Origin of the sequence: Butyrivibrio sp. XPD2006, from assembly GCF_000420865.1 — a bacterium.
GTDB lineage: Bacteria > Bacillota > Clostridia > Lachnospirales > Lachnospiraceae > Butyrivibrio.
The window spans coordinates 247,793-268,989 of the sequence record NZ_ATVT01000003.1 but is presented as its reverse complement, the minus strand read 5'-3'; the positions used below and the strand labels follow the sequence as shown (position 1 = coordinate 268,989).

19 protein-coding genes are annotated in these 21,197 nt (G+C 41.2%); 5 read left to right on the top strand and 14 right to left on the bottom strand.

Annotation, left to right across the window (positions count from 1 at the left end):
• Nucleotides 1-5: 5 nt before the first annotated feature.
• The 9 genes from G590_RS0104990 to G590_RS0104945 all read right to left on the bottom strand — a co-directional run bounded on the left by G590_RS0104990 (nucleotide 6) and on the right by G590_RS0104945 (nucleotide 9,109).
• Nucleotides 6-1,046: an NAD-dependent epimerase/dehydratase family protein gene (locus G590_RS0104990; RefSeq protein WP_022764574.1), complete on the bottom strand. Its 1,041-nt coding sequence runs from the start codon at nucleotides 1,044-1,046 to the stop codon at nucleotides 6-8.
• Entirely contained in the window at nucleotides 1,036-1,773 is a 738-nt protein-coding gene (locus tag G590_RS0104985; protein ID WP_022764573.1) for an IspD/TarI family cytidylyltransferase, read from the bottom strand. The genes G590_RS0104990 and G590_RS0104985 overlap by 11 nt, the downstream gene beginning before the upstream one ends.
• Before the next feature lie 157 nt (nucleotides 1,774-1,930).
• The gene (locus G590_RS0104980) at nucleotides 1,931-3,139 is read right to left on the bottom strand and encodes a CDP-glycerol glycerophosphotransferase family protein (RefSeq protein ID WP_022764572.1); all 1,209 of its coding nucleotides are present in this window, start codon (nucleotides 3,137-3,139) and stop codon (nucleotides 1,931-1,933) included.
• A gap of 143 nt (nucleotides 3,140-3,282) precedes the next feature.
• Nucleotides 3,283-4,368, bottom strand: a complete 1,086-nt coding sequence (locus G590_RS18490) for a glycosyltransferase (RefSeq protein WP_022764571.1) — start codon at nucleotides 4,366-4,368, stop codon at nucleotides 3,283-3,285.
• A 109-nt stretch (nucleotides 4,369-4,477) separates the two neighbouring features.
• Nucleotides 4,478-4,693: a hypothetical protein gene (locus G590_RS18485; protein ID WP_155828725.1), complete on the bottom strand. Its 216-nt coding sequence runs from the start codon at nucleotides 4,691-4,693 to the stop codon at nucleotides 4,478-4,480.
• 460 nt (nucleotides 4,694-5,153) lie between these two features.
• A complete protein-coding gene (locus G590_RS0104960) occupies nucleotides 5,154-5,660 on the bottom strand; it encodes a hypothetical protein (RefSeq protein WP_022764569.1) in 507 nt (168 codons plus the stop codon).
• Nucleotides 5,632-6,615 (bottom strand): glycosyltransferase family 2 protein, encoded by a 984-nt coding sequence (locus G590_RS18480; protein ID WP_022764568.1) that lies wholly within the window; start codon nucleotides 6,613-6,615, stop codon nucleotides 5,632-5,634. The genes G590_RS0104960 and G590_RS18480 overlap by 29 nt, the downstream gene beginning before the upstream one ends.
• Complete coding sequence (locus G590_RS0104950; protein ID WP_022764567.1) at nucleotides 6,615-8,384, bottom strand: hypothetical protein; 1,770 nt, start codon at nucleotides 8,382-8,384, stop codon at nucleotides 6,615-6,617. The genes G590_RS18480 and G590_RS0104950 overlap by 1 nt, the downstream gene beginning before the upstream one ends.
• Nucleotides 8,385-8,476: 92 nt before the next feature.
• Nucleotides 8,477-9,109 (bottom strand): hypothetical protein, encoded by a 633-nt coding sequence (locus G590_RS0104945; protein WP_022764566.1) that lies wholly within the window; start codon nucleotides 9,107-9,109, stop codon nucleotides 8,477-8,479.
• Between the two features lie 263 nt (nucleotides 9,110-9,372).
• On the opposite strand from G590_RS0104945, the gene G590_RS20445 reads away from it, so the two are divergent.
• Complete coding sequence (locus tag G590_RS20445) at nucleotides 9,373-9,852, top strand: helix-turn-helix transcriptional regulator (RefSeq protein ID WP_022764565.1); 480 nt, start codon at nucleotides 9,373-9,375, stop codon at nucleotides 9,850-9,852.
• 58 nt (nucleotides 9,853-9,910) lie between these two features.
• Here the strand turns inward: G590_RS20445 and G590_RS0104935 are convergent, their stop codons facing one another.
• From G590_RS0104935 to fliY, 5 genes are read right to left on the bottom strand one after another with little or no spacing between them, the layout of a single operon-like run.
• Nucleotides 9,911-11,848, bottom strand: coding sequence for an ABC transporter ATP-binding protein (locus G590_RS0104935; RefSeq protein ID WP_022764564.1), 1,938 nt, complete (start codon nucleotides 11,846-11,848; stop codon nucleotides 9,911-9,913).
• A gap of 13 nt (nucleotides 11,849-11,861) precedes the next feature.
• Complete coding sequence (locus tag G590_RS0104930) at nucleotides 11,862-13,616, bottom strand: ABC transporter ATP-binding protein (RefSeq protein ID WP_022764563.1); 1,755 nt, start codon at nucleotides 13,614-13,616, stop codon at nucleotides 11,862-11,864.
• A gap of 36 nt (nucleotides 13,617-13,652) precedes the next feature.
• Nucleotides 13,653-15,140 carry a GGDEF domain-containing protein gene (locus G590_RS0104925; protein ID WP_022764562.1) on the bottom strand — a complete coding sequence of 496 codons (1,488 nt, stop codon included), beginning with the start codon at nucleotides 15,138-15,140 and terminating at the stop codon, nucleotides 13,653-13,655.
• A gap of 1 nt (nucleotide 15,141) precedes the next feature.
• Nucleotides 15,142-16,278 (bottom strand): DUF4317 domain-containing protein, encoded by a 1,137-nt coding sequence (locus G590_RS0104920; protein ID WP_022764561.1) that lies wholly within the window; start codon nucleotides 16,276-16,278, stop codon nucleotides 15,142-15,144.
• Nucleotides 16,279-16,286: 8 nt separating this feature from the next.
• Complete coding sequence (fliY, locus tag G590_RS18470) at nucleotides 16,287-16,892, bottom strand: flagellar motor switch phosphatase FliY (RefSeq protein ID WP_022764560.1); 606 nt, start codon at nucleotides 16,890-16,892, stop codon at nucleotides 16,287-16,289.
• A gap of 301 nt (nucleotides 16,893-17,193) precedes the next feature.
• On the opposite strand from fliY, the gene G590_RS0104910 reads away from it, so the two are divergent.
• Genes G590_RS0104910 through G590_RS0104895 form a run of 4 tightly spaced genes read left to right on the top strand, consistent with a single transcriptional unit; the run spans nucleotide 17,194 to nucleotide 21,174 of the window.
• Nucleotides 17,194-17,943 carry a DeoR/GlpR family DNA-binding transcription regulator gene (locus G590_RS0104910; protein ID WP_022764559.1) on the top strand — a complete coding sequence of 250 codons (750 nt, stop codon included), beginning with the start codon at nucleotides 17,194-17,196 and terminating at the stop codon, nucleotides 17,941-17,943.
• Nucleotides 17,944-17,957: 14 nt separating this feature from the next.
• Nucleotides 17,958-18,863 carry a 1-phosphofructokinase gene (gene pfkB / locus G590_RS0104905; protein ID WP_022764558.1) on the top strand — a complete coding sequence of 302 codons (906 nt, stop codon included), beginning with the start codon at nucleotides 17,958-17,960 and terminating at the stop codon, nucleotides 18,861-18,863.
• 60 nt (nucleotides 18,864-18,923) lie between these two features.
• Entirely contained in the window at nucleotides 18,924-20,855 is a 1,932-nt protein-coding gene (locus tag G590_RS0104900; RefSeq protein WP_022764557.1) for a PTS fructose transporter subunit IIABC, read from the top strand.
• A gap of 55 nt (nucleotides 20,856-20,910) precedes the next feature.
• Nucleotides 20,911-21,174: an HPr family phosphocarrier protein gene (locus G590_RS0104895; protein WP_022764556.1), complete on the top strand. Its 264-nt coding sequence runs from the start codon at nucleotides 20,911-20,913 to the stop codon at nucleotides 21,172-21,174.
• The last annotated feature ends 23 nt before the right edge of the window (nucleotides 21,175-21,197 follow it).

Sequence of the window (21,197 nt, the reverse complement as noted above, 5' to 3'; positions counted from 1 at the left end):
TGCGTTTACTTATATATACCCGCCAATGTAGAATAAACTCCTTTCTCCTTAGTGAAGGAACTCATCCAACCAATATTAGTAAGCTTTTGAGCATCTAGCGCAGAGCAATCCATTGGATTAAATATGCTAATCTCAGCATCAGATGGATTATCAAATTTCACTTGCACATTCCCGGCATCCGCAAAGGCAAATGCTAGCTCACGTATGCTGATATTACTATCAGGATTAGCGATATTATATGCTTCTGCACTTTTGCCGTGAAGCATGGTTGCAATGATCCCTCCTGCGCAATCCAAAACATAGCAGTAGGAACGAATCTGATTGCCGGAGCTTTTTAAATGTATATCTTTTTTTGCCATCGCACATTTTGCAAAGTAAGATGATACTTTATTATCACTGGCAATAGCTGTTGGACCATAAATATGTCCAGGCCTTACTATAACAGTATCTACATCATATTCTTGAAAATAAGATATACACAGCGTTTCAGCAGCGCGCTTGGAAGAAGAGTAGCAGTTACGAGGATTTAATATATCTATTGCCCCAATGTCATTTTCACTCCATAGGACTTTCGAAGATAATCTGCCATATATTTCACTTGAAGAAATATAGATAACACGAGTATTTTTGTTTTCTTTGGCATAATCTAGTAATTTTGCTATGCCTAAAATATTTACCTTCATGACTTCTACGGGATTTGTTCCATAATAAATTGGAGAAGCATAACCTGCTGAATGAATAATAAAGTCAATGCCAGAAGGTTTAGTATCAAAAGCAACAGCATCATACTCAATATAGTCAATAAAACTCGAGGTTTCCCAGTTTATGAATCTTTTTTTTGCTTTTTCTATCGAACGAACAGCTGCAATGACTTGTATATTTAAGTTGTATACTTCATTGGCAAGCATAAGAACGTCAATTATAGCAGATCCAATCATTCCATTTGCGCCTGTTATCATAATGGTTTTTGTGAACAGTGTATCTAAACCTGGTATTTTTTTTACGGTTTCTAGTAAATCTGAGCGGTATATACTGTTATAATTCATCTTTACTCTTTATCCAATTTTGCTTTTCTGATTTTAGTATTGCTTTAAAAATTTCAAGATCCTCTACTGTTGTAAGTTTGATATTTTTTTCGGAGCCCTCGGCAAAATATAGTCTTATACCCAAATCTACCATCATTGTGTTTGTATATGATGAAGAATGAAGACCTTTTCCTGAATTAAATGCGTCATGATAAGCCTTATCTACTAAAGAAAAGCGATATGCCTGTGGAGTAGTGACTTTTCTAATCCTCTCTCTAACAATATAGTCGGTTGTTGATTTTTCGTCAGATTCGTCAACAAGAAACATTTGGTCATTACAAGGAGATGATGTAACAGCGTTCCCATACTGATTACATTTATCTATAACATCGGTTAAAACCTCACTGTTTACAACAGGTCTTATACCATCATGTATAATTATGATGTCATTTTCATCGCACTTATCTTCCAGAAAAAATACGCCATTTCTTATAGACTCTTGTCCTGACCGTCCGCCTTCAGTAACCCAACGCAACTTAGATATATTGAATTGCCTTGCATAAGCCCATACCATAGCCTCCCAGCCTTCAATACAAACGACTTCAATAGCATCTACTTGTGGATGGCGTTGAAATGCTTCCAATGTGTATACAATAACAGGCTTATCGTATACATTAATAAATTGTTTTGGGATATCCTGTCCCATTCTGTTGCCTACACCTCCGGCAATAATAATTGCGATATTCATTTCTGATTTACTATCTTTCTCCTTTTTTATAGTAAGCGCTAAATTTTCCGGTGGTTACGTATTTATGCTAAAGAACAAAAGCATTCATTGCTCTTATCCACTGTGTTATTCTATAATGCTCATATTTTACTGTTCTTAATTCCACTTGCTTGTCCATTTATGTTTTATGGGATTCTATAAAATCAATAATCGCATCGGCGACTTTTTCTGATGCATTGCCGGTTTCGCATAGCCCCACATTTTTATGAAGATCTTCAATAGCTTTGATATAGTTATCAATATCAAAATTTTTTATGTTGTTTATAAGTTCGTTATTACTTCCTGCTACGGGAAATGGCAATTCCGACATTTTGTAATAGTTGCCATGCTTGGATTCATAATCCTCTAGATCAGGAGCATATATGAAGCATGGTTTTGGTTTAGTAATAAAGTCAAACATGCAACTAGAATAATCGGTTATTAGAATATCTGTTGCCATTAGTAATTCCTGCATATCGCTGTAATCAAAAGAATTAATTATCTTTTCAGAACAAACAATATGATTATTTAATTGTGAATTTTGAGGATGTACTCTCACCAAAAAGTACCACTCACCACTATATGTTTCTTTAATAGCTGACAAAACATTTTTTAGATCAATATTAAAAAAGTCATAGGACATATCATCCCTAAACGTAGGTGCATACATTATTAAATGACTATCAATTGGTAATTTATAATAATTCTTAACTTTTATATTGATTTCATTTCCTGATTGAAAGAAAATATCATTTTTGGGACTGCCTTTTTCGATTATTCGCCCTTTGTAATTAAAAGCCCGTCTGTAAATAGCTGATGTGGCATAACTATTTGATAACATTATGTTTGCTATGCGAGAATTGAATGGCAATAATAATCTGTTATGCAAAGAATTATTCTTCCCTAAATCTAAACCTATTTTTTTCAGACCATAACTACCATGCATTGTGAATAAAAATAACTGTCCTTTCCTTTTTCGAGTTCCAATTTCTTTGGTATTAGAATCAACCCATACTTTTGAGGTTGATAATTCATATATTGTATGAAGAAAAGAGCTGGGAACTCTCTTCACGTATGATGGAACTACACAATTAACATCCTTATCAAGCAGCCATATGATCTTGTATTCTGGTCTTTTAATTGCAAGGGCTTCAGAAATATACCGTGGATTGTCGCCATACCTTAATCCTTTATTACAACTAAAAACCACTTTCATATCGTCAATTTTAAATATCAAAAAAATAGTAAATAATAAGTACCTAAATAAACTGATAAGCAAGTATCCTATTAAGACTAAAAACTCTATTATTTTATTACTTTTTGCTAGTTTTTTTATGTGCTCACGCATATACTCATATATATCTTTCTATTATCTGTGCTGAATACCGACCTGCTAAATAGAATACAAATACCCAATTCCTGCATCTAAGGATTCTTGATATAAAGCGCCACATCACATTTTTTGCGTCAAGATATCACCTTATTAGAACACTACGGTAGTGCCTTTTCTGATCCAGTTGTTTTTTTCATATAATCACTGATGTAGTCCTTGATTCTTGTGGACAATTCAATCGCATCACCTCTTTTAGAAAATATGTGGTGTGAGTCCTCTGAAAATATTTCTCTATTTGCAGCTGAATCTCCTAGAATCATGTCTTTTTTCATGGCCTCATATATATATGCTTTTCCGGGAATTGTCCTATCAGCTTTTTCAATAACTTTATTGAAATGTCCGGCAAGGCATATGTCAGCTTGAGAAATATGTTCTGCAAGTTCGATTTGTGATAGCCAATCAATATACCTAACATTTTCCTGTATTGGCTTGTTCATTTTTGATGAAATGGGGCCAATAATATCAAAAAAGACTTCTGATACATCTTTGAATTTTCTGATTGCTTCAAGAACAACATCTACTCCTTGCAAAGGAAGCACACTGCCAAAATAAAGCACTACAACCTTATTCCTTAATTTGTCAGATTTTTTTTGCATTCGAGGGTAATAAATAGTCTTATCAGCTTCAAGGTAAATGGTTTCAATCCTTTTGCTGTCAGCTCCAAATTCCTCTATAAAAAAATTAGCCTGTGCCTTTGTATCTGTTATTACAAGATCAACATTTTTAAGTGTAGTGCTGTCTATATAATGGCAAATTTTGGCAGCTATACTGTTTCGCTTAAATTTTTGCCTATCAGATACCAAGGTGTCATAGACAGAAATAAAAAAATCTATTATTATTTTTTTTCCACTAAAGGTTTTTCGAAAAAAAGGAAGTATGAGCTGTGGTGCAAATCCAATAAACACAACGTCATATTCCTGTAGATTACCCTTTTTAATTAGCTTGCATATGGCAAGTACAAAGATTTTTTTGTATATTTCGATAAGCCTTGCAGGATAATTTGCTTTATTAGAGGAAACAATTGTAAGTTTAAATGCCAATTCTTGGAGCTGTTTTATTTCCTGTTGGTTACGTATGTAATCGATATTTTTGGTTGTGACAAAGAGAACTTTTTTGTTGCAAACAAGTTCCCGTAATAGTACACCCTCCGGTTTAGACTCCTTCTTTTTCTCATCTTTTCCCACAATAAATAATCCCAGCTCAGAGCAATTTCATATCTCATTTTTGCTCTACGCTGGGATTTGTTTTAGTTATTGTTCAGTTATGCTTTGTTTATATATAATAAACAGTTAATCATTTCAATGCTTCTTCATTTAGTGTTGAAAGGTAGAAATCAATCGCTCCTTCAAAATCTTCTCTTAATTCTTTGATGGTTTCACCCTCATATGTAACCATATCATTAGGATTATCCAAATTCTGTACATGACCATAAAGAATGTTTTCGTCAAAATCTATCTCTATACTTCCTTCATAACCCTTATACTTCAAACAAGTTGTCAAATCGCTCAAATCAATCCCTCCTTTCTCAAAAATGAAATCAAAGCTATTATCACGTATGACTTAAAATATTTATAACTATGAGGTTTATGAACAATGAACTTAGATCCGCTTGGAGCTATTATCTCGCAACGAGAGCCATTCCTATCTTGTATAATCGTACACCCCAGCTTTGATGTTAGTCCTTTTAGCTCAAGAAATGTATAATCACTTGGTTTTGACAAAAGTCTTGCTACCATTTTTTCTTTCACTGACAATTATTATTATACTCCTTTCATTCTGTGTTTTCATCTCTGGCTCATCCTCCTTTCTGTACATGCAATCAGACAGACAGAGAATCAAAGAGATAAGAATAAAAAAAGTTACACAATACTAAATGTCAAATAATTAATATATGAATTTGTGTAAAGCAAAAATCAGATATGAAATTGTCAAGGTGCCCTTTCTGACTATCTATCAAAAACTAAAAAAGTTAACTTTTTTCTTTATGTGTCACACTCTTAAATATGATCACAGCCACGACTGCCACGATCAGGATGATTATGACTGTTCTCCAGATTCTGGCGTTTCTGATGGCCTTCATCTGGGATACGTAAGATTCGATCCAGGACTTGTCGATCTGTGACTGCTTTTCCATCTCAGCCGCAAGAGCCTCATTTGCAGAAGCTTCAACAGATAAGTTCTTCTTTGAAATATATAAGGTCTGGTCCTGGTAGTAGATTTCAATATAATTGGGAGTATCATTGGTCTTTAGGACCACATCTCCGGCTTTAAACTCTTTTACGATCTCCGAGGTCTCGGAAGGAAGAGCGTATGCACCGGCATCTTCCGAAAGGGTTATGAGTTCTCCCGATAGCTGCTCTCCTTCTGCTGCCCTGCTGCAAATGCAAGGTCCTGTCAAAAGAGTTAGCAGAACAAATGCAAATGCCATCAGTCTCGCAGCTATTTTCTTATACACATTTCTTTTGCTTAGAATCATCTATATCTTCCTCACTGCTACCGTACTCTATACGCTTGACATGATACTGGACATCCTGAAGTATCCTTCTGTTGGATGCAATAGTATCTGCAAGGATTCCCACAACAAAAGTAAGAAATCCTATGATTATCAGCATACATCCCAAAATCAAAGACTGAATATGTCCGCCGCTGGTACCCCGGGCCATAAAGTACAAGAACCTGATGCCGATACCTGTTCCGACTATGATAAAGGGAACACTTATCAGAGAAAAAGCCTTAAGAGGTTTGTACATCACATAAGCTCGCAGGATCGTCAGCATCGACTTCTTTACATATCCCCATATACTCTTAAACAGTCTTGAAGGTCTGAGCTCCGCGTTGGTCCTTACAGGGACACTCGTAATAGGGATCTTCTCTCTGCCGGCCTGAACTATGGTCTCAAGAGTGTAGGTATAATCATTGACCACATTGAGCTTCATGGCAGCTTCGCGGCTAAAGGCTCTGAAGCCGCTGGGAGCATCCGGTATTGTGGTATTGGAGGCTCTTCTCACAGTCCAGCTTCCAAAATGCTGAAGCTTTTTCTTGATATAGGAAAAGTGCTCCGTATCATCGATGGGTCTTGCTCCTATGACAATATCCGCTTCCCCGTTGAGAATGGGTCTTACTATCTTCTCTATATCGTCTCCCCTGTACTGGTCATCGGCATCAGTATTGACGATTATGTCCGCACCGCATCTAAGGCACCCGTCAAGACCTGCAATAAATCCTTTTGCGAGGCCCTGATTCTGCTTGAAGTTGACTATGTGGTTGACTCCCCAGTTTCTGGCAACCTCCACGGTGTTATCCCTGCTGCCGTCATTGATGATGAGGTACTCGATCTCATCTATTCCATCGATATGCTTCGGAAGATGGTCAAGTGCTATGGTCAGCGTCTGCGCTTCATTGTAACAGGGTATCTGGATGATCAGCTTCATCATATGTCTCCGTCAGGTCTGTTATAGTGTATACAAAAATGTCCCGCCTCCCATGAGCTGTTATAGCTCTCATCAAGGCTAAGGTTTATACTGCTTTCAAAATCTGTCAGCACAATGGCTTTTTGCGGAATCTCACTTATATATTTCTTCAGGGCTTCAGGATGATCTGAAATGTCTTTTCCCGGGTAATAAACCTTAATATGTTCATCCCGTAATCTGAACTGGACTGTATCTATGTACTCAAGCCCTCCCTCATACAGGAGGATTATGTCCCCGCCAAACCCTGAAATGCGAAGGTCCGTGATCTTATCCGCCACCTGGATGTCGCCGTAGATATAACTTTGGCAGACATATATAAAGTGGTTACATGCGCTATACCCCAGTACCACCAGCATAAGCGGAATGCACAGAAGGACATAGGCATTGTGCTTTCTGTGATATATACTCACAAGAAAGATAAGAACTGCCGCTCCCGCAAAGGAAAAAAGCACAGACAGGATGATCGTTCTTACCGGCCTGTAATCGTCAAGATCCAGGAAATAGCTCATTCCTATCATCAGCATTCCGTGGGGATCGCTCATTCCTGTTCTGTTGAGGCTTACTATCAAAACAGCGACCACACTGCTCAGAGCGGTTAAGACACTGGAAAAGACAATTGTTTTGCGACATTCTTTGTTTTCAAGGAAAGCGTATATACCTAACACCCCAAGCAGTGGAATCGCAAAATCAAAATATCTGCCATGCACAAACAGATCAAATCTCTTTTCTCCGGGGTCTGCGCTGTGAAGCAAATACACGCACATGACCAGGAACTGAAAAGCCGATGTCATCAGGATAAAAAATGCATTTTTATCCTTCTTAAGCATTTTTCTAAAAAGACTGTATATTCCTACGAATGCTGTTCCGAAGGTGGCGCAGCCAAGATATAATATCTTGCCCGACATGCTCACAAAAAATCTTGCAAAGCCCTTCGGCGTCAAAATCTCTATAAGCTTACCGCTCTGTCCTGAATAGTCGTTTACGGAAGTTCTGATAACAGGCCCGCTGTTATACAAAAGGCCCTGAACAATATCTTTTGCAAAAAGAGCTAAAACAAATCCCAGGGTCAGCAAAGCAGCACTCACTATACAGGCTGCCCTCTCTCTGTCCTTTCCCCGGATGAGCTTTATCATCAGCATGATAAATACGCTTAAAGCTACTCCTATGGTCCGCATATGCACGGTATATATATAGACCGTGCAAAGAGTCAGGATAATGCCTTTTAATACGGACGGTTCCTTAAGAAAGCGGATCATGATAAAAATGATCAGAGTGTAAAGAAAAAACAAAAGTGCCTCAGACATAGTCATCTGAGTGTAAAAGACCCAGGAGGGATAAAGCACTGCACTCCCGGCCAGGATGATCCTCACAGGCCTTTTAATGCCCTTTGCAAGATCATCGAGGATACGGATCATAATAAAGAAAGACAATATCTGCAATACAAGGTTGACCACAACCGCTGCCCGATAGCAGATAACTGAGTCTTTAAAAACCGATAAAAGTGGAATTAGAATCAGGGAATACCCATAAGAATAATACGAGCCCATAGATGCAACTTCAGAGAAGTCATATCCCAAAGCTCTCGCTGCGCTGGCCCAGTACCCGAACTCGTCCGGGAAAAGCGAAAAGCCATATACCCCCAGGATTCCATACATGCACAGGCAAACAAGAGACAAGACAATGATCATGCTTATTAAATTGCACGTTTGTCTGTTCTCCTCTTTTCCCATACTCTCCTCACCGGCTGTCATCCCTAAAAAGTACTGGGAAATGGCACTTCGCCGGCCATTTCCCAGCTATAGAGCAATATAATTCCGGTCGATTATTTTGCAATCAGACCATAAGCAGAAAGTCCGCCGGTTGCCTCAAACTTGATCATACCGTCAACTACTTCGCAAGGAATAAGCTCAACCTTGCCACCCTTTGAAACCTTAACAATATAGTATGTAAGGTTAGGATTGTAATTCTTGATTCCAAGAGTCACAGGAATTGTAACTCCCTCAGGAAGCTGAGTGTACTTACCGTCTGTAAGTGCGCCGAAGTCAAGATTGAGTCCGCCAAGAACTCTTCCGCCAATCTGTGCTGCACCTGCCTCAAAGCTTGCAAAAGCAAGATTGCTCCTCTTGGGATCAAGTGTGTAGCCCTTAACAAAAGGTGTCTGACCTGCACCAAGACCTGCTGAAGCCTTGATCTGATCAGGTGTCTCAGTAACAGCGATACCTGATACAGCAGGATCATTCTGGATAGCAAATGCACCGGGAAGCTGGTTCTTAACAACCTGTCCGCCTGCTGCTACCTGACTGGTAGTCTCAACAGCTGCAGCCTGCTCTGTTGTTACACTGCTGTCACTGCTTGAAGGCTGTGCAGAATCGGTTGCTCCTACGGTAAGTGGCATAACAACAAGGCTTGCTGCCATTGTGAATGCCAGGAGTCTTCTGGCTAATTTCATGTTCATATTGTTTCTCCCTTCATAATTATGATGGTTTGTTCTATTGCAGGACCGATAGCTAGCCTCTCTTTGGTCCCGCATCAACTTCTATTATACGCTATTTAAAATATCGCGCAACCCAATTTTGATACATATAAAATCTTTTTATTGTAATTTTATTAAATCTTTCCTGCAAAGTTATAGCAAATTCAAGTGTTATGATAGAATTTGTCGCCTAATCAAGGAATACGCTACCTTCAGTATTATCATAATATAATGGAGGAATAAATATGAGCGACACCCCGCTTTCTCAATATCTAAGGCTACTGCGTACCAAAAATGATTACACCCAGAGTGAAATAGCCAAATATCTTGGCGTGACCAGAGCAACATATTCACACTATGAAACTGCACGGCTTATGCCATCAACAGATTCTCTCTACAAGCTCTCTGCTTTCTACAAGACCTCACTGTCCAAGCTTATAAGACTCTCTGTCTTAAGTTCCGGCAAGGGCAACAAGGATATCAAGGCTGCAGAATACATAATCTCCGATGATGACATGGATTTTCAGTTTGAGAAGCTATATCAGGATTTTCTTAACGAATGTTCGGATATGTCCCCATCTCAACTTAATCAGTGGACATCCATAGAAGACCGGGAGATAGTCTACTACTATCATCAGCTCTCCGGTCATGACAAGAGACTTATGAACTACTTTTTAAAGCTGGCTCTTTTAAAAGATCCAGGTGAATTCAGAAATCAAAAATAATATGATGCATGGCAAAGCCCGGACAATTCTGTCCGGGCTGTCTTTATCTTATCTGATCTTATGCCGTCTCGGATTTCATGCCGGTGTAAAGCTGGTAGTACTTCTGCTTCCTTGCAATAAGCTCATCGTGTGTTCCCTGCTCTATAATACGTCCATGTTCAAGAACAATGATGCAGTCGGAGTTCTTGACGGTCGAGAGCCTGTGAGCGATGACAAAGGTTGTTCTGCCACTCATGAGCTTATCCATTCCGTCCTGAACAATCTTCTCTGTTCTGGTATCGATTGATGATGTAGCTTCATCAAGAATAAGCACCGGAGGATCTGCGATGGCTGCTCTTGCGATTGCAAGAAGCTGTCTCTGGCCCTGAGAAAGATTTGCTCCATCTCCTGTAAGCATTGTATTGTAGCCTTCAGGGAGCCTCTTGATAAAGCTGTGGGCATTGGCCAGCTTGGCTGCTGCCTTAACCTCTTCATCTGTGGCATCAAGTTTGCCGTATCTTATATTCTCCATAACAGTACCTGTAAACAGGTGTGTATCCTGAAGAACTATTCCAAGAGACCTTCTGAGGTCTGCCTTCTTGATCTTGTTGATATTGATGTTGTCATATCTTATCTTACCGTCCTGAATATCATAGAACCTGTTGATAAGATTGGTGATAGTGGTCTTGCCTGCTCCGGTTGATCCTACAAAAGCGATCTTCTGTCCGGGTTTTGCATGAAGCACGATGTTGTGCAGTACCATCTTTTCATCGGTATATCCAAAGTCCACGTCATTGAAGGTAACATCGCCTTCCATCGGCTGATATGTGGTTGTATTGTCTGCCTTGTGATAATGCTTCCAAGCCCAGTGTCCTGTGTGGTGATCCGCTTCAACGATCTCGCCGTCTCTCTTCTCGGAATTAACCAGCATTACATAGCCTTCATCAGTCTCCGAAGGTTCATCAAGAAGCTTGAATATCCTGTCGGCACCTGCAAGAGCCATTATGATGGAATTGAACTGCATGCTGACCTGGTTGATAGGCATCGAAAAGCTCTTGTTGAAGGTGAGAAAGCTCGCCAGCATACCTACAGTAAAGCCTGCTGCCACGCTGCCCGAAAGAGCAATCGCTGCACCTATCATGGCGCAGATAACATAGCTGGTATTACCAAGCTGTGCATTGATGGGGCCCAAAGCTCCAGAATAAGCATTGGCCTTAAAGGCACTCTCGCAGAGTTTTTCATTGAGTTCATCAAATCTGGCAATGGCTTCTTCTTCGTGATTGAATACCTTAACAACCTTCTGACCTGTCATCATCTCTTCGATAAAGCCGTTAAGCTCACCGATATTCTTTTGCTGGGCAACGAAGTTCTTGCCTGATGATTTTGTGGCCTTGGCTGAACAGAAAAGCATAACAGCCACCATCAGAAGAGTTACTCCCGTAAGCGGAAGACTGAGGACTATCATTGATGCCAGCACAGAAACGATGGTAATAGCACTTGATAAAAGCTGCGGAATACTCTGGCTTATCATCTGCCTTAAGGTATCGATATCATTGGTGTAGATCGACATGATATCGCCGTGTGCATGTGTGTCAAAATACTTGATGGGAAGAGATTCCATATGTACAAAAAGCTCTTCCCTGAGTCTTCTGAGCGTTCCCTGGTTGATATAGATCATCACCTTGGCCTGTACAAAAGCTGCGAGTACGCCGAGTGCATAAAAGACAGCTACTCTTGCCATTGCACCAAGCAGCGGTCCATAGTCAGGATCAGCTGCTCCGATCATCGGCTGAATGTAGGAATCGATCAGGGTTCTGGTAAAAAGAGTTCCCTGGACCGATGAAAATACTGTCAAAAGAATACACACCACAATTGTCAGCATGTGTATCGGATAATATTTAAAAACATATCCCATGAGCCTTCCGAACAGCTTGCCGGGATTCTCTATCTTGGGCCTTGGCATTCCGCGTCTTGCGCCGCCACCTGGTCCCCCTTTAATTGCTTTTGGTTCTGCCATATATTACCTCCAATTACTGCTGTGTAGCTGCGTCAAAATCAGCATCGCCGCTTACACCGGTCTGTGACTCGTAAACTTCTCTGTAGATATCGTTTGTCTTAAGAAGTTCTTCATGACTTGCAAATCCGTTGATCTTGCCGTCATCCATAACAATAATACGGTCACAGTCCTGCACGGAACTGATACGCTGCGCTATTATAAGCTTGGTAGTTCCCGGAATCATCTCCGCAAATGCCTTTCTGATCTTGGCATCAGTTGCTGTATCAACAGCACTTGTGGAATCATCAAGGATAAGAATACAAGGTCTTTTTAAAAGAGCTCTTGCGATACAAAGCCTTTGTCTCTGACCTCCGGACACATTGGTTCCGCCCTGCTCTATCACAGTGTTGTAACCATCGGGCATCTTCTCAATGAATTCATCCGCACAGGCCATTTCACAGGCTCTTTTTACAGCTTCTTCAGAGGCATTTTTATCGCCCCATCTCAAATTCTCCATAATGGTTCCGGAGAACAGGACATTCTTTTGAAGGACTACAGAAACCTGGTCTCTTAAGATTTCCATGTCGTAGTCCCTGACATCAACTCCGCCGACCTTAACAGAACCGTCTGTTACATCGTAGAGCCTGCTTATAAGATTTATAAGGGAGGATTTTGCCGAACCCGTTCCTCCGATAATACCTATGGTCTCTCCGGACTTTATATCCAGAGTAATGTCTTTTAACACAGGTTCGTCAGAACCCTTATTATATGAGAAGAATACGTGGTCAAAAGAGATGCTTCCGTCCGCAACTGACATGACCGGATTCTCAGGATTGGTCAGATCTGCTTTCTCCTCGATAACTTCTGCAATTCGCTTTCCGCTTGCCTCGGCCATGGTCATCATCACAAATATCATGGCCAGCATCATAAGGCTCATAAGTATGCTCATGCAATAGGTCAGAAGGCTCATAAGGTTACCTGTTGAGAGGTTTCCTGCAACTATCATACGAGCGCCAAACCAGCTGATAAGAAGAATGCAGGCATAAACAGTGGCTGTCATCAAAGGCGCCACGTATACTACATTACCTTCTGCCTTAACGAACATGTTGTAGATATTAAGAGCTGCCTTTTTGAACTTATTGTTCTCGTAGTCTTCACGCACATAAGCTTTGACAACTCTTATGGCCGAAACATTCTCCTGAACGCTCTCATTGAGCTCATCGTACTTTTCAAAAACTTCCTTGAAGTATCTGGTTGCCCTTCTCATGAGAAAAACTGCAACAACAGCAAGAAAGATTACAGCCACCAGATAGATCCTTGCAAGCTCGGGGCTTATCAGAAAGCTCATGACCATAGCAACTATCATGGATGCGGGAGCTCTCATGGCCATCCTGAGGATCATCATGTAGGCATTCTGAATATTGGAAACATCGGTGGTAAGTCTTGTTACAAGACCTGAAGTTGAGAATTTGTCGATGTTTGAAAAAGAAAAGGTCTGTATGTTATCAAACATTGCCTTTCTTAGATTCTTGGCAAATCCGGTGGAAGCCATGGAGCCGTAATACGCTCCCAGAAGTCCTGCCAGAAGTCCCAAAACTGCGATGACGATCATCTTTCCGCCTGTGGAAAAGATGTATCCCATGTTGTTTCCGTAAATACCGATGTCCACTATTCTGGCCATGAGAACGGGTATTATCATTTCACAAATAACTTCCCCGATCATGAACAGTGGCGTCAGTATGGATGCAAGCTTATACTGCTTGACCTGTTTTAGTAACGTCTTTAACATTTATATCTTCCCTTCTATATGTAGATAACTATACTATCATACACCCGAAAGCTCCTTGATAGTAATAGCAAATAATTCATTTGGAGTTTCTGTCTTAAGAACCCGGTCTGCTCCGAGCTCTTCTGCCAGCGGAATGGCTTCATCCGTATCCACAACAGCAAGGACAGGTATAGAACTGAATATCTCACGTTCCTTGATATATCTTATTGCGAGGCTGCCCATAAGGCTTTCATTGTTCAGTTCGATAACAACCATCTTTATCTCATTGTGGTACTGGCTCACATAGCCAATAGCCTCGTCGTTGTCATTGCAGGCGAGAATATCAAAGCGATCAGACTCCTCAGCTAAAAGCACCTGCGCATTTTCTTCATCCAGAGTTGTGAGAAAGACAAGTCCGGGTTTTGTCAGTTTAATATCCTTTCTTACAACCCATGCACTGCATCTGTTCTTGCCGGACATTTTAGACTTATACAGGGCATCATCAGCCATCCGGAGCATGTCCTCCCAACAATGATCTCCCTTATCCACTATAGCTCCGATACTGAGTGTAAATGGACCGTTATCTTCAATTCTGTAGCTTTCAAGCATCATCTGGAGGGATCTGCATCTGAATTCCACAAGAGAAAGTTCCTTCATGTTAGGCATGAAAACAACAAACTCATCCCCTCCAAATCTTCCGATGATATCGGTAGGTCTGAAGTTCTTTAAAAGCAGCTCTCCTATGTGTTCCAAAAGAGCATCGCCTCCGGTATGACCGATTCCATCGTTAACCTGCTTGAAATCATCAACATCAAAAATGCACATAGCACAGTAGGAATCATCGCTTCTGCGCTTTAAATACGATTCTATTTCAGCAATAAGAGCGCCTTTGTTAAGGACATTAGTAAGCTTGTCCACCTGACTGAACCTGCGCACTTCTTCCAGTGCAAGTCCTTCCTTACTTCTGACGCCAAGTATTATCCTCCCTATGATCATCGAAATAACATAAGCCGCTATGACCATATACATGTCCCAGATAAAATATACGTATCCCTTTTCCTGATAGGAAATGAATCCATAGACACAAACTGCTATAGTCTCTTCAACTCCATACAGAATCAGTCTGTCAATGTAGAGAACAGGAAAGACCATTAAGGCCAGCGGGACCCATAGAACCGGTCTCTCGCTGTAAGCCAGATCCATTATGATAAATGCTGCACACATCAGTGTGTAATAAACCAGACAGATTACTTTTGCTTTAATCCCGGTGATATTGCTCTTTCTTCTGGTGTATGAATTTATAACCAAATAAATGCCCAATACCGGAATAATCACAATGTGCCCGGGAGTTATCCTGAATCCGGGCACAATTATATATGACAAAGCCATCATGCCCAGAAAAACCAGAGATGTGTACATGCACACTCTGCGGAGCATAAAAAGATTGCTTTTATCTATTTCATCGCTGCACTTATCAAAATACTCTTTTATCTCTCTAAGCTCAGCATTATTAATTTTGATGTAATTCCAAAGTAAACTGATCATATTACCTGTTCATGAATGTTCGTACATTGATCCCATTGACTTCAATATGATCATCCACTGCTATTACAAGGCATTGTCTTCCGTCTACGATCTTGGATTCCACCAGATCTGTCCTGTCAGGTTTAACCTTGATCACAACATCGGGTGTCTCAATATCGAACTTCTTGGTGTGAGCTATATTGCTGGCAAGAAGCGGATAATCCTCGTCTCCTGCGCACTTAATATAGTTCTCGTCAAAGTATCCCAAACGTTCCTCGGATACACCACTGTCTGAAAGGAGCTGCTTAACATCCTTTTTGGAAAGCTCAAGTGGCTCCGGATCATCCACGTGATCCTCTATCATCTGATTCAGATTGTCGTGGACATTCTTCATGATGTCATAGTCAGCCTCGTCACCTATAGTGTTCTGTACAACCGCATCAAAGATGTCCTTCTGCTCAGGTGCTGATATAGGAGCTCTTCCGCCGAACATAGCCTCAACAAATTCAGGCTGAAGATCCTCGGGCTTTTTGGTGAAGTAAAGCATATTGTGTATATCTGTATTTCTCTCTATAAATGCCGGGAAAAGAAATCCTTTCACCGGACCTTCTACTATCCAGTCTCTGTACCTCTCCTCGATGGCATTCTTGGACTCATTGTATCCAAGGCCTGCCTTGGAGAGCTTAACAGGGCAGATACTGCAGAGAATGTAGTCATAGACATTGTCTGATGCATCTTCCATCTCGATACCGTCTTTGGTGATACCGGGAACATCGTAGGCCGCATGGACCAGAATAATATAGTAATTCTCACCGTTTACGTAATTCGCAATGATCTTGTCATAACACTCGTCAACAAGCTCATCATCCTCGAGCTTAGAATTTCTGAGAGTCAAAAGAAAGTCTTGAGTGCCTCCGGGCTGTTCCTGATCCAACGGAAACTCAAGACTTATAAGGTTTTTGCCAAAAGTACCTGCAAGCGTGTGCTGGAAAATATCCAGGTACTTGAAGGTCTCTTCCTCCGGCAGTGATCCGAAGGCCTTTCTAAAGGTCAGCTTCTTATTCTTTTCATGATCCACATAGCATCCGCAGATGTGGTCGATAGTGCATCTCTCCTGTGTAAACTGTTTCTTGATCTCTAGTGTTTCTGCCTTGTTCATTTGATACGTTATTTTCCTTTACTCATAAATTTGTCGCACATATCCTCTGCGAACTGCACAGGATAAAGCTGGACCATAACGGAATCAATAAGATTACCTATGGTCATCCTAAATGCTATTTTAACAAATTTATCGTAAGTAGTATCAAACATTTTTTCAAAAACTTTAATACTCTCTACATCTATCTGATTAACAATCGGTGTACTGATATCGGTGGCCACTCCAAGCATGGATGAAAGACTGGTCGCAGAGGTTCCCATCATCTGATTCATGGCTTCGGATGCTGCCGAAAGATGAAGATCGGTTATTTCTCCAGCAGTATTGGTTCCGTCTCCGCCCATCATAAGGTCTGTCATAACCTTGACATCATGCTCTTTAAGGACAAGCACATTGTTGCCCTCAAGACCTTTCACATAATGAATCTGAACAAAGATGCATGTCTTTTCATAGTCATCAAGAGCTTCGCTTCTCTTTATGACCTTGACGTTTGGAGTAGTGATGTCAACTTTTCTGTTTACCATCATGCTGAGTGTTGTAGCTGAATTACCCATACTGATATTTGCAATCTCACCGAGGATATCAATCTGTTCATTATTCAGTGTAAATTCTTCCAAAGCCAGTCACCTCCAATTGTTTTTGTACAGAATCCTATTCTATTTTAGTTTATTTTGGCGGTTTTTGTAAAGGCAGATTTACGGTTATAAGCAAAGCTTTATGCTTTTTTTAGATTATCTTATGAAATAATGAGTGATCATTTGGTGCATATTAGTTGATTGATTTTTATCATTTAATATTATTTTGTGATTATTTAATAAAAAGTTTATTGATTATTTGTGATTTATTTTGATTGATTTTGATTTTTTATGGTGCTATTCTCTAGTTATAAGATAGCTGACTATGTTTGGAGGGATCAGAATGCTCACTCAGGAACGCAGAGATCTGATAGTTGCATATATCAATGAAAAAAACGCTGTAACAGTCACAGAGCTGATGGAAGAATTTGATGCATCGGCGGCTACGATCAGAAGAGACCTTTCGGTGCTTCACGATGAGCGCAGGATCTTAAAGGTCTTTGGCGGTGCCACATCTCTATCCGCAAGCGATGTCAACACATTGGAGCCGACGGTTTCAGCCAAGGCCACATTAAATGTTGAAGAAAAAGACCTGATAAGCAGATATGCAGCTTCACTGATAAATGATGATGACTTCGTCTATATCGACTCCGGCACTACTACACTGGAGATGATCAAGTACATCGAAAATACAAAGGCCAAATATATCACCAACGGTATTGTTCACGCCAAGAAGCTTCTTGAGAAGAATCTCAATACCATGATAATCGGCGGAAGATGTAAGGCAGCAACAGAAGCCATCATAGGTCCCGACTGCATCGAAGGAATCAGGAAATATCACTTCACAAAAGCTTTCATGGGCACCAACGGTATCTCAATAAACGCAGGATATACCACTCCCGACGTGGACGAGGCCCTTGTTAAGGAAGAAGCGGTCAAGCATGCATACATCTCCTACGTTCTTGCTGATCACAGCAAGTTCGGACAGATAAGTTCAGTTACTTTTGCAGACATATCCAGTTGCTGCATTATCACCGACAAAGAAGTCGGCAAGAACTACCACAGTAAAACCATTATCAAGGTAGTTGAATAAAAAGGGAGGCACAAATGATTTATACGGTTACATTTAATCCTGCCATTGATTACATCGTAAGGATGAGCGACAAGCTCCTTCCCGGAATGACAAATCGTTCCGAGTCTGAGGACTGTTACTTCGGTGGCAAGGGCATTAATGTCTCAACGATTCTTAAAAACCTGGGCCTTGAGAATACTGCTCTTGGATTCACTGCAGGCTTTACCGGTAAGGCTATTGAGGAAAGCGTTATCGGAAAAGGCATTATCGCAGATTTCATCCATCTGGATGAGGGAATCTCAAGAATCAATGTAAAGATCAAGGGAGAGGCCGAAACTGAGATCAATGCTCAGGGCCCCAGAATCCCGGAAGAAGCCAGAGAAAAGCTCTTTAACAAAATTGCAGACCTTAAGGACGGCGACATGCTCATCCTTGCAGGCAGCATTCCGAACTCTCTTCCAAATGATGTTTATGAAAAACTCATCGCTTTGGTAGCAGACAAAAAAGTTGATGTCGTTGTGGATGCGACAAAGGATCTTTTAAAAAATGTCCTTAAATATCATCCATTCTTAATAAAGCCGAACAATCACGAGCTTGGTGAGATGTTTGGCACAGTGCTTAAGACTGATGACGAGATTGAACTTCACGCCAAGAAGCTTCAGGAAATGGGCGCAAGAAATGTTCTCATTTCCATGGCCGGAGACGGTGCGATGCTCATTGCCGAGACCGGAGAAAAATTCCGTATCGGAGTTCCAAAGGGCAAAGTCAAGAACTCGGTTGGCGCCGGAGATTCAATGGTAGCAGGATTTGTTGCCGGTTACTTCAAGAACAGGAGTTATGAGGAAGCTCTTAAGATGGGTACCGCAGCAGGAAGCGCCACTGCTTTCTCAGACGATCTCGCAACAGGAGAGGCAATTCTAGAGCTTTATAAAAATCTTTAAAGAGGAAAAGATTTTGTAAAGGGGATACTATGTAGGCAAAAAATGCCAAAAGGAGGGTCTATGAAAATCACAGATTTACTAAGAAAGGATGGCATCGCACTCGGTGTTGGTGCCGCTGACCAGAATGCAGCAATCGACAAGCTCATCGAACTGCATACAAAGGTTGGAAATCTTAAGGATGCGGAGGAGTTCAAAAAAGCAATCCTTGCAAGAGAAGAAAAAGGTTCTACAGCAGTTGGTATGGGAATCGCTGTTCCGCACGGAAAATCCGCAGCTGTTGTAAGCGCAGGCGTAACTGCAATTACAATTCCCGAGGGAATCGATTACAAGTCACTGGATGGAAATCCAAGCAAGTTATTCTTCATGATCGCTGCTCCTGACACAGCAGCTGACACACACCTTGAAGTGCTCTCAAAACTTATGACACTTCTTATGGATCAGAGTTTTTCACAAAAGCTCATTGATGCCAAAACACCTGAAGAATTTCTTGATATAATTGATAAAAAGGAAGCAGAAAAAGATGCAGCCGAAGCCGCAAAGAAAGCAGCAGCTGCTGCTCCTGCCACTCCTTCTGTCAAAAAGCTTGTCGGCGTAACTGCCTGCCCTACAGGAATAGCTCACACATTCATGGCCGCTGAAGCTCTTGAGCTCAAGGCAAAAGAGATGGGCTTTGATATCAAGGTTGAGAAAGACGGTTCAGGCGGAGCCAAGGATGTTCTCACTGCTGCAGAAATCGCTGAAGCTGATGCTGTTATCGTTGCAGCTGACAAGAACATCGATATGGGAAGATTCGACGGCAAGAAGGTTATCATCGCTTCAACCAAAGAAGCTATCCATGGTCCTGAGGATCTTATCAAAAAGGCTCAGTCAGGTTCAGCTTCCGTATATCATCACACAGGCACTGTTACCAAGGCTGACGATTCTGCTAACGAAAGCGTAGGAAGAAAAGCATACAAGCACCTTATGAACGGTGTATCACACATGCTTCCATTCGTTATCGGTGGTGGAATACTTATAGCTATTGCATTCCTTTTAGATGACTATTCAATCGATCCAAGCAACTTTGGTTCAAACACACCTGTAGCTGCATGGTTTAAGTCAATAGGTGGCGCCGCATTCGGATTCATGCTTCCTATTCTTGCAGGCTTTATCGCTCAGAGTATTGCTGACCGTCCAGGTCTTGCAGTTGGTTTTGTAGGCGGATATCTTGCATCAACCGGTGCAACCTTTGCTGCTCCCGGCGGAGATGTTCCTTCAGCTTTCCTCGGTGCTCTTGTAGCAGGATTTGTTGGTGGTTACATTGTACTTGGTCTTCGCAAGATCTGTGAGGTTCTTCCTCCTGCTCTTGAAGGTATCAAGCCGGTACTTATTTATCCGCTCATCGGAACACTGCTTATCGGTCTTGTTATGTGCCTCATCAACCCTGTTGTTGGTGCACTCAACGCATGGATTTCCAACGTTCTTACCGGAATGTCAAGCGGATCAATAATCCTTCTCGGAGCACTTCTTGGCGCAATGATGGCAACTGATATGGGTGGCCCTCTCAACAAGGCTGCTTATGCCTTTGGTCTTGCATCACTTGCAAATCAGAACGAGACAGGTTACATGATCATGGCAGCTATTATGGTAGGCGGAATGGTTCCTCCTATCGCTATTGCAATCGCAACACTTGTCTTCAAGAACAAGTTTACTGCAGCTGAGAGAAAATCAGGTCCTGTAAACTTCATCATGGGACTTTCATTCATCACAGAGGGTGCTATTCCTTACGCAGCAGCTGATCCGCTTCACGTAATTCCTTCACTCTTTATTGGATCAGGCGTTGCAGGTGCTCTTTCAATGGCATTCAAGTGTACACTCATGGCTCCTCACGGCGGAATCTTTGTATTCCCTGTAGTAGGAAACGTTGTAATGTACCTTGTAGCTCTCCTGGTTGGATCTTTGGTAGGAGCTGTCCTTCTCGGAATACTCAAAAAGAACGCTCAGGAAGCATAAATAAAATTTACTGACAGCTTTATTATTGTTTGATTAACAGAAAGGAAAACTTATTATGGTATCACAGAAAATTACAGTAACCAACGAACAGGGCATGCACATGCGTCCGGCAAGTGTCTTCTCACAGGCTATGACACCTTTTGCCAGCGATGTAAAGGTTGTTTTTAACGGAACAGCTTACGATGCAAAGAGCGTTATGATGCTCATGAGCGCATGCATCAAATGCGGTGCTGAGATTGAGATCCAGTGCGACGGCGCTGACGAACAGGATGCACTTAAAAAGGCTATCGAATTAGTAGAGGCAGGTCTGGGTGATTAATATCACTTGACGACCTTATGAAA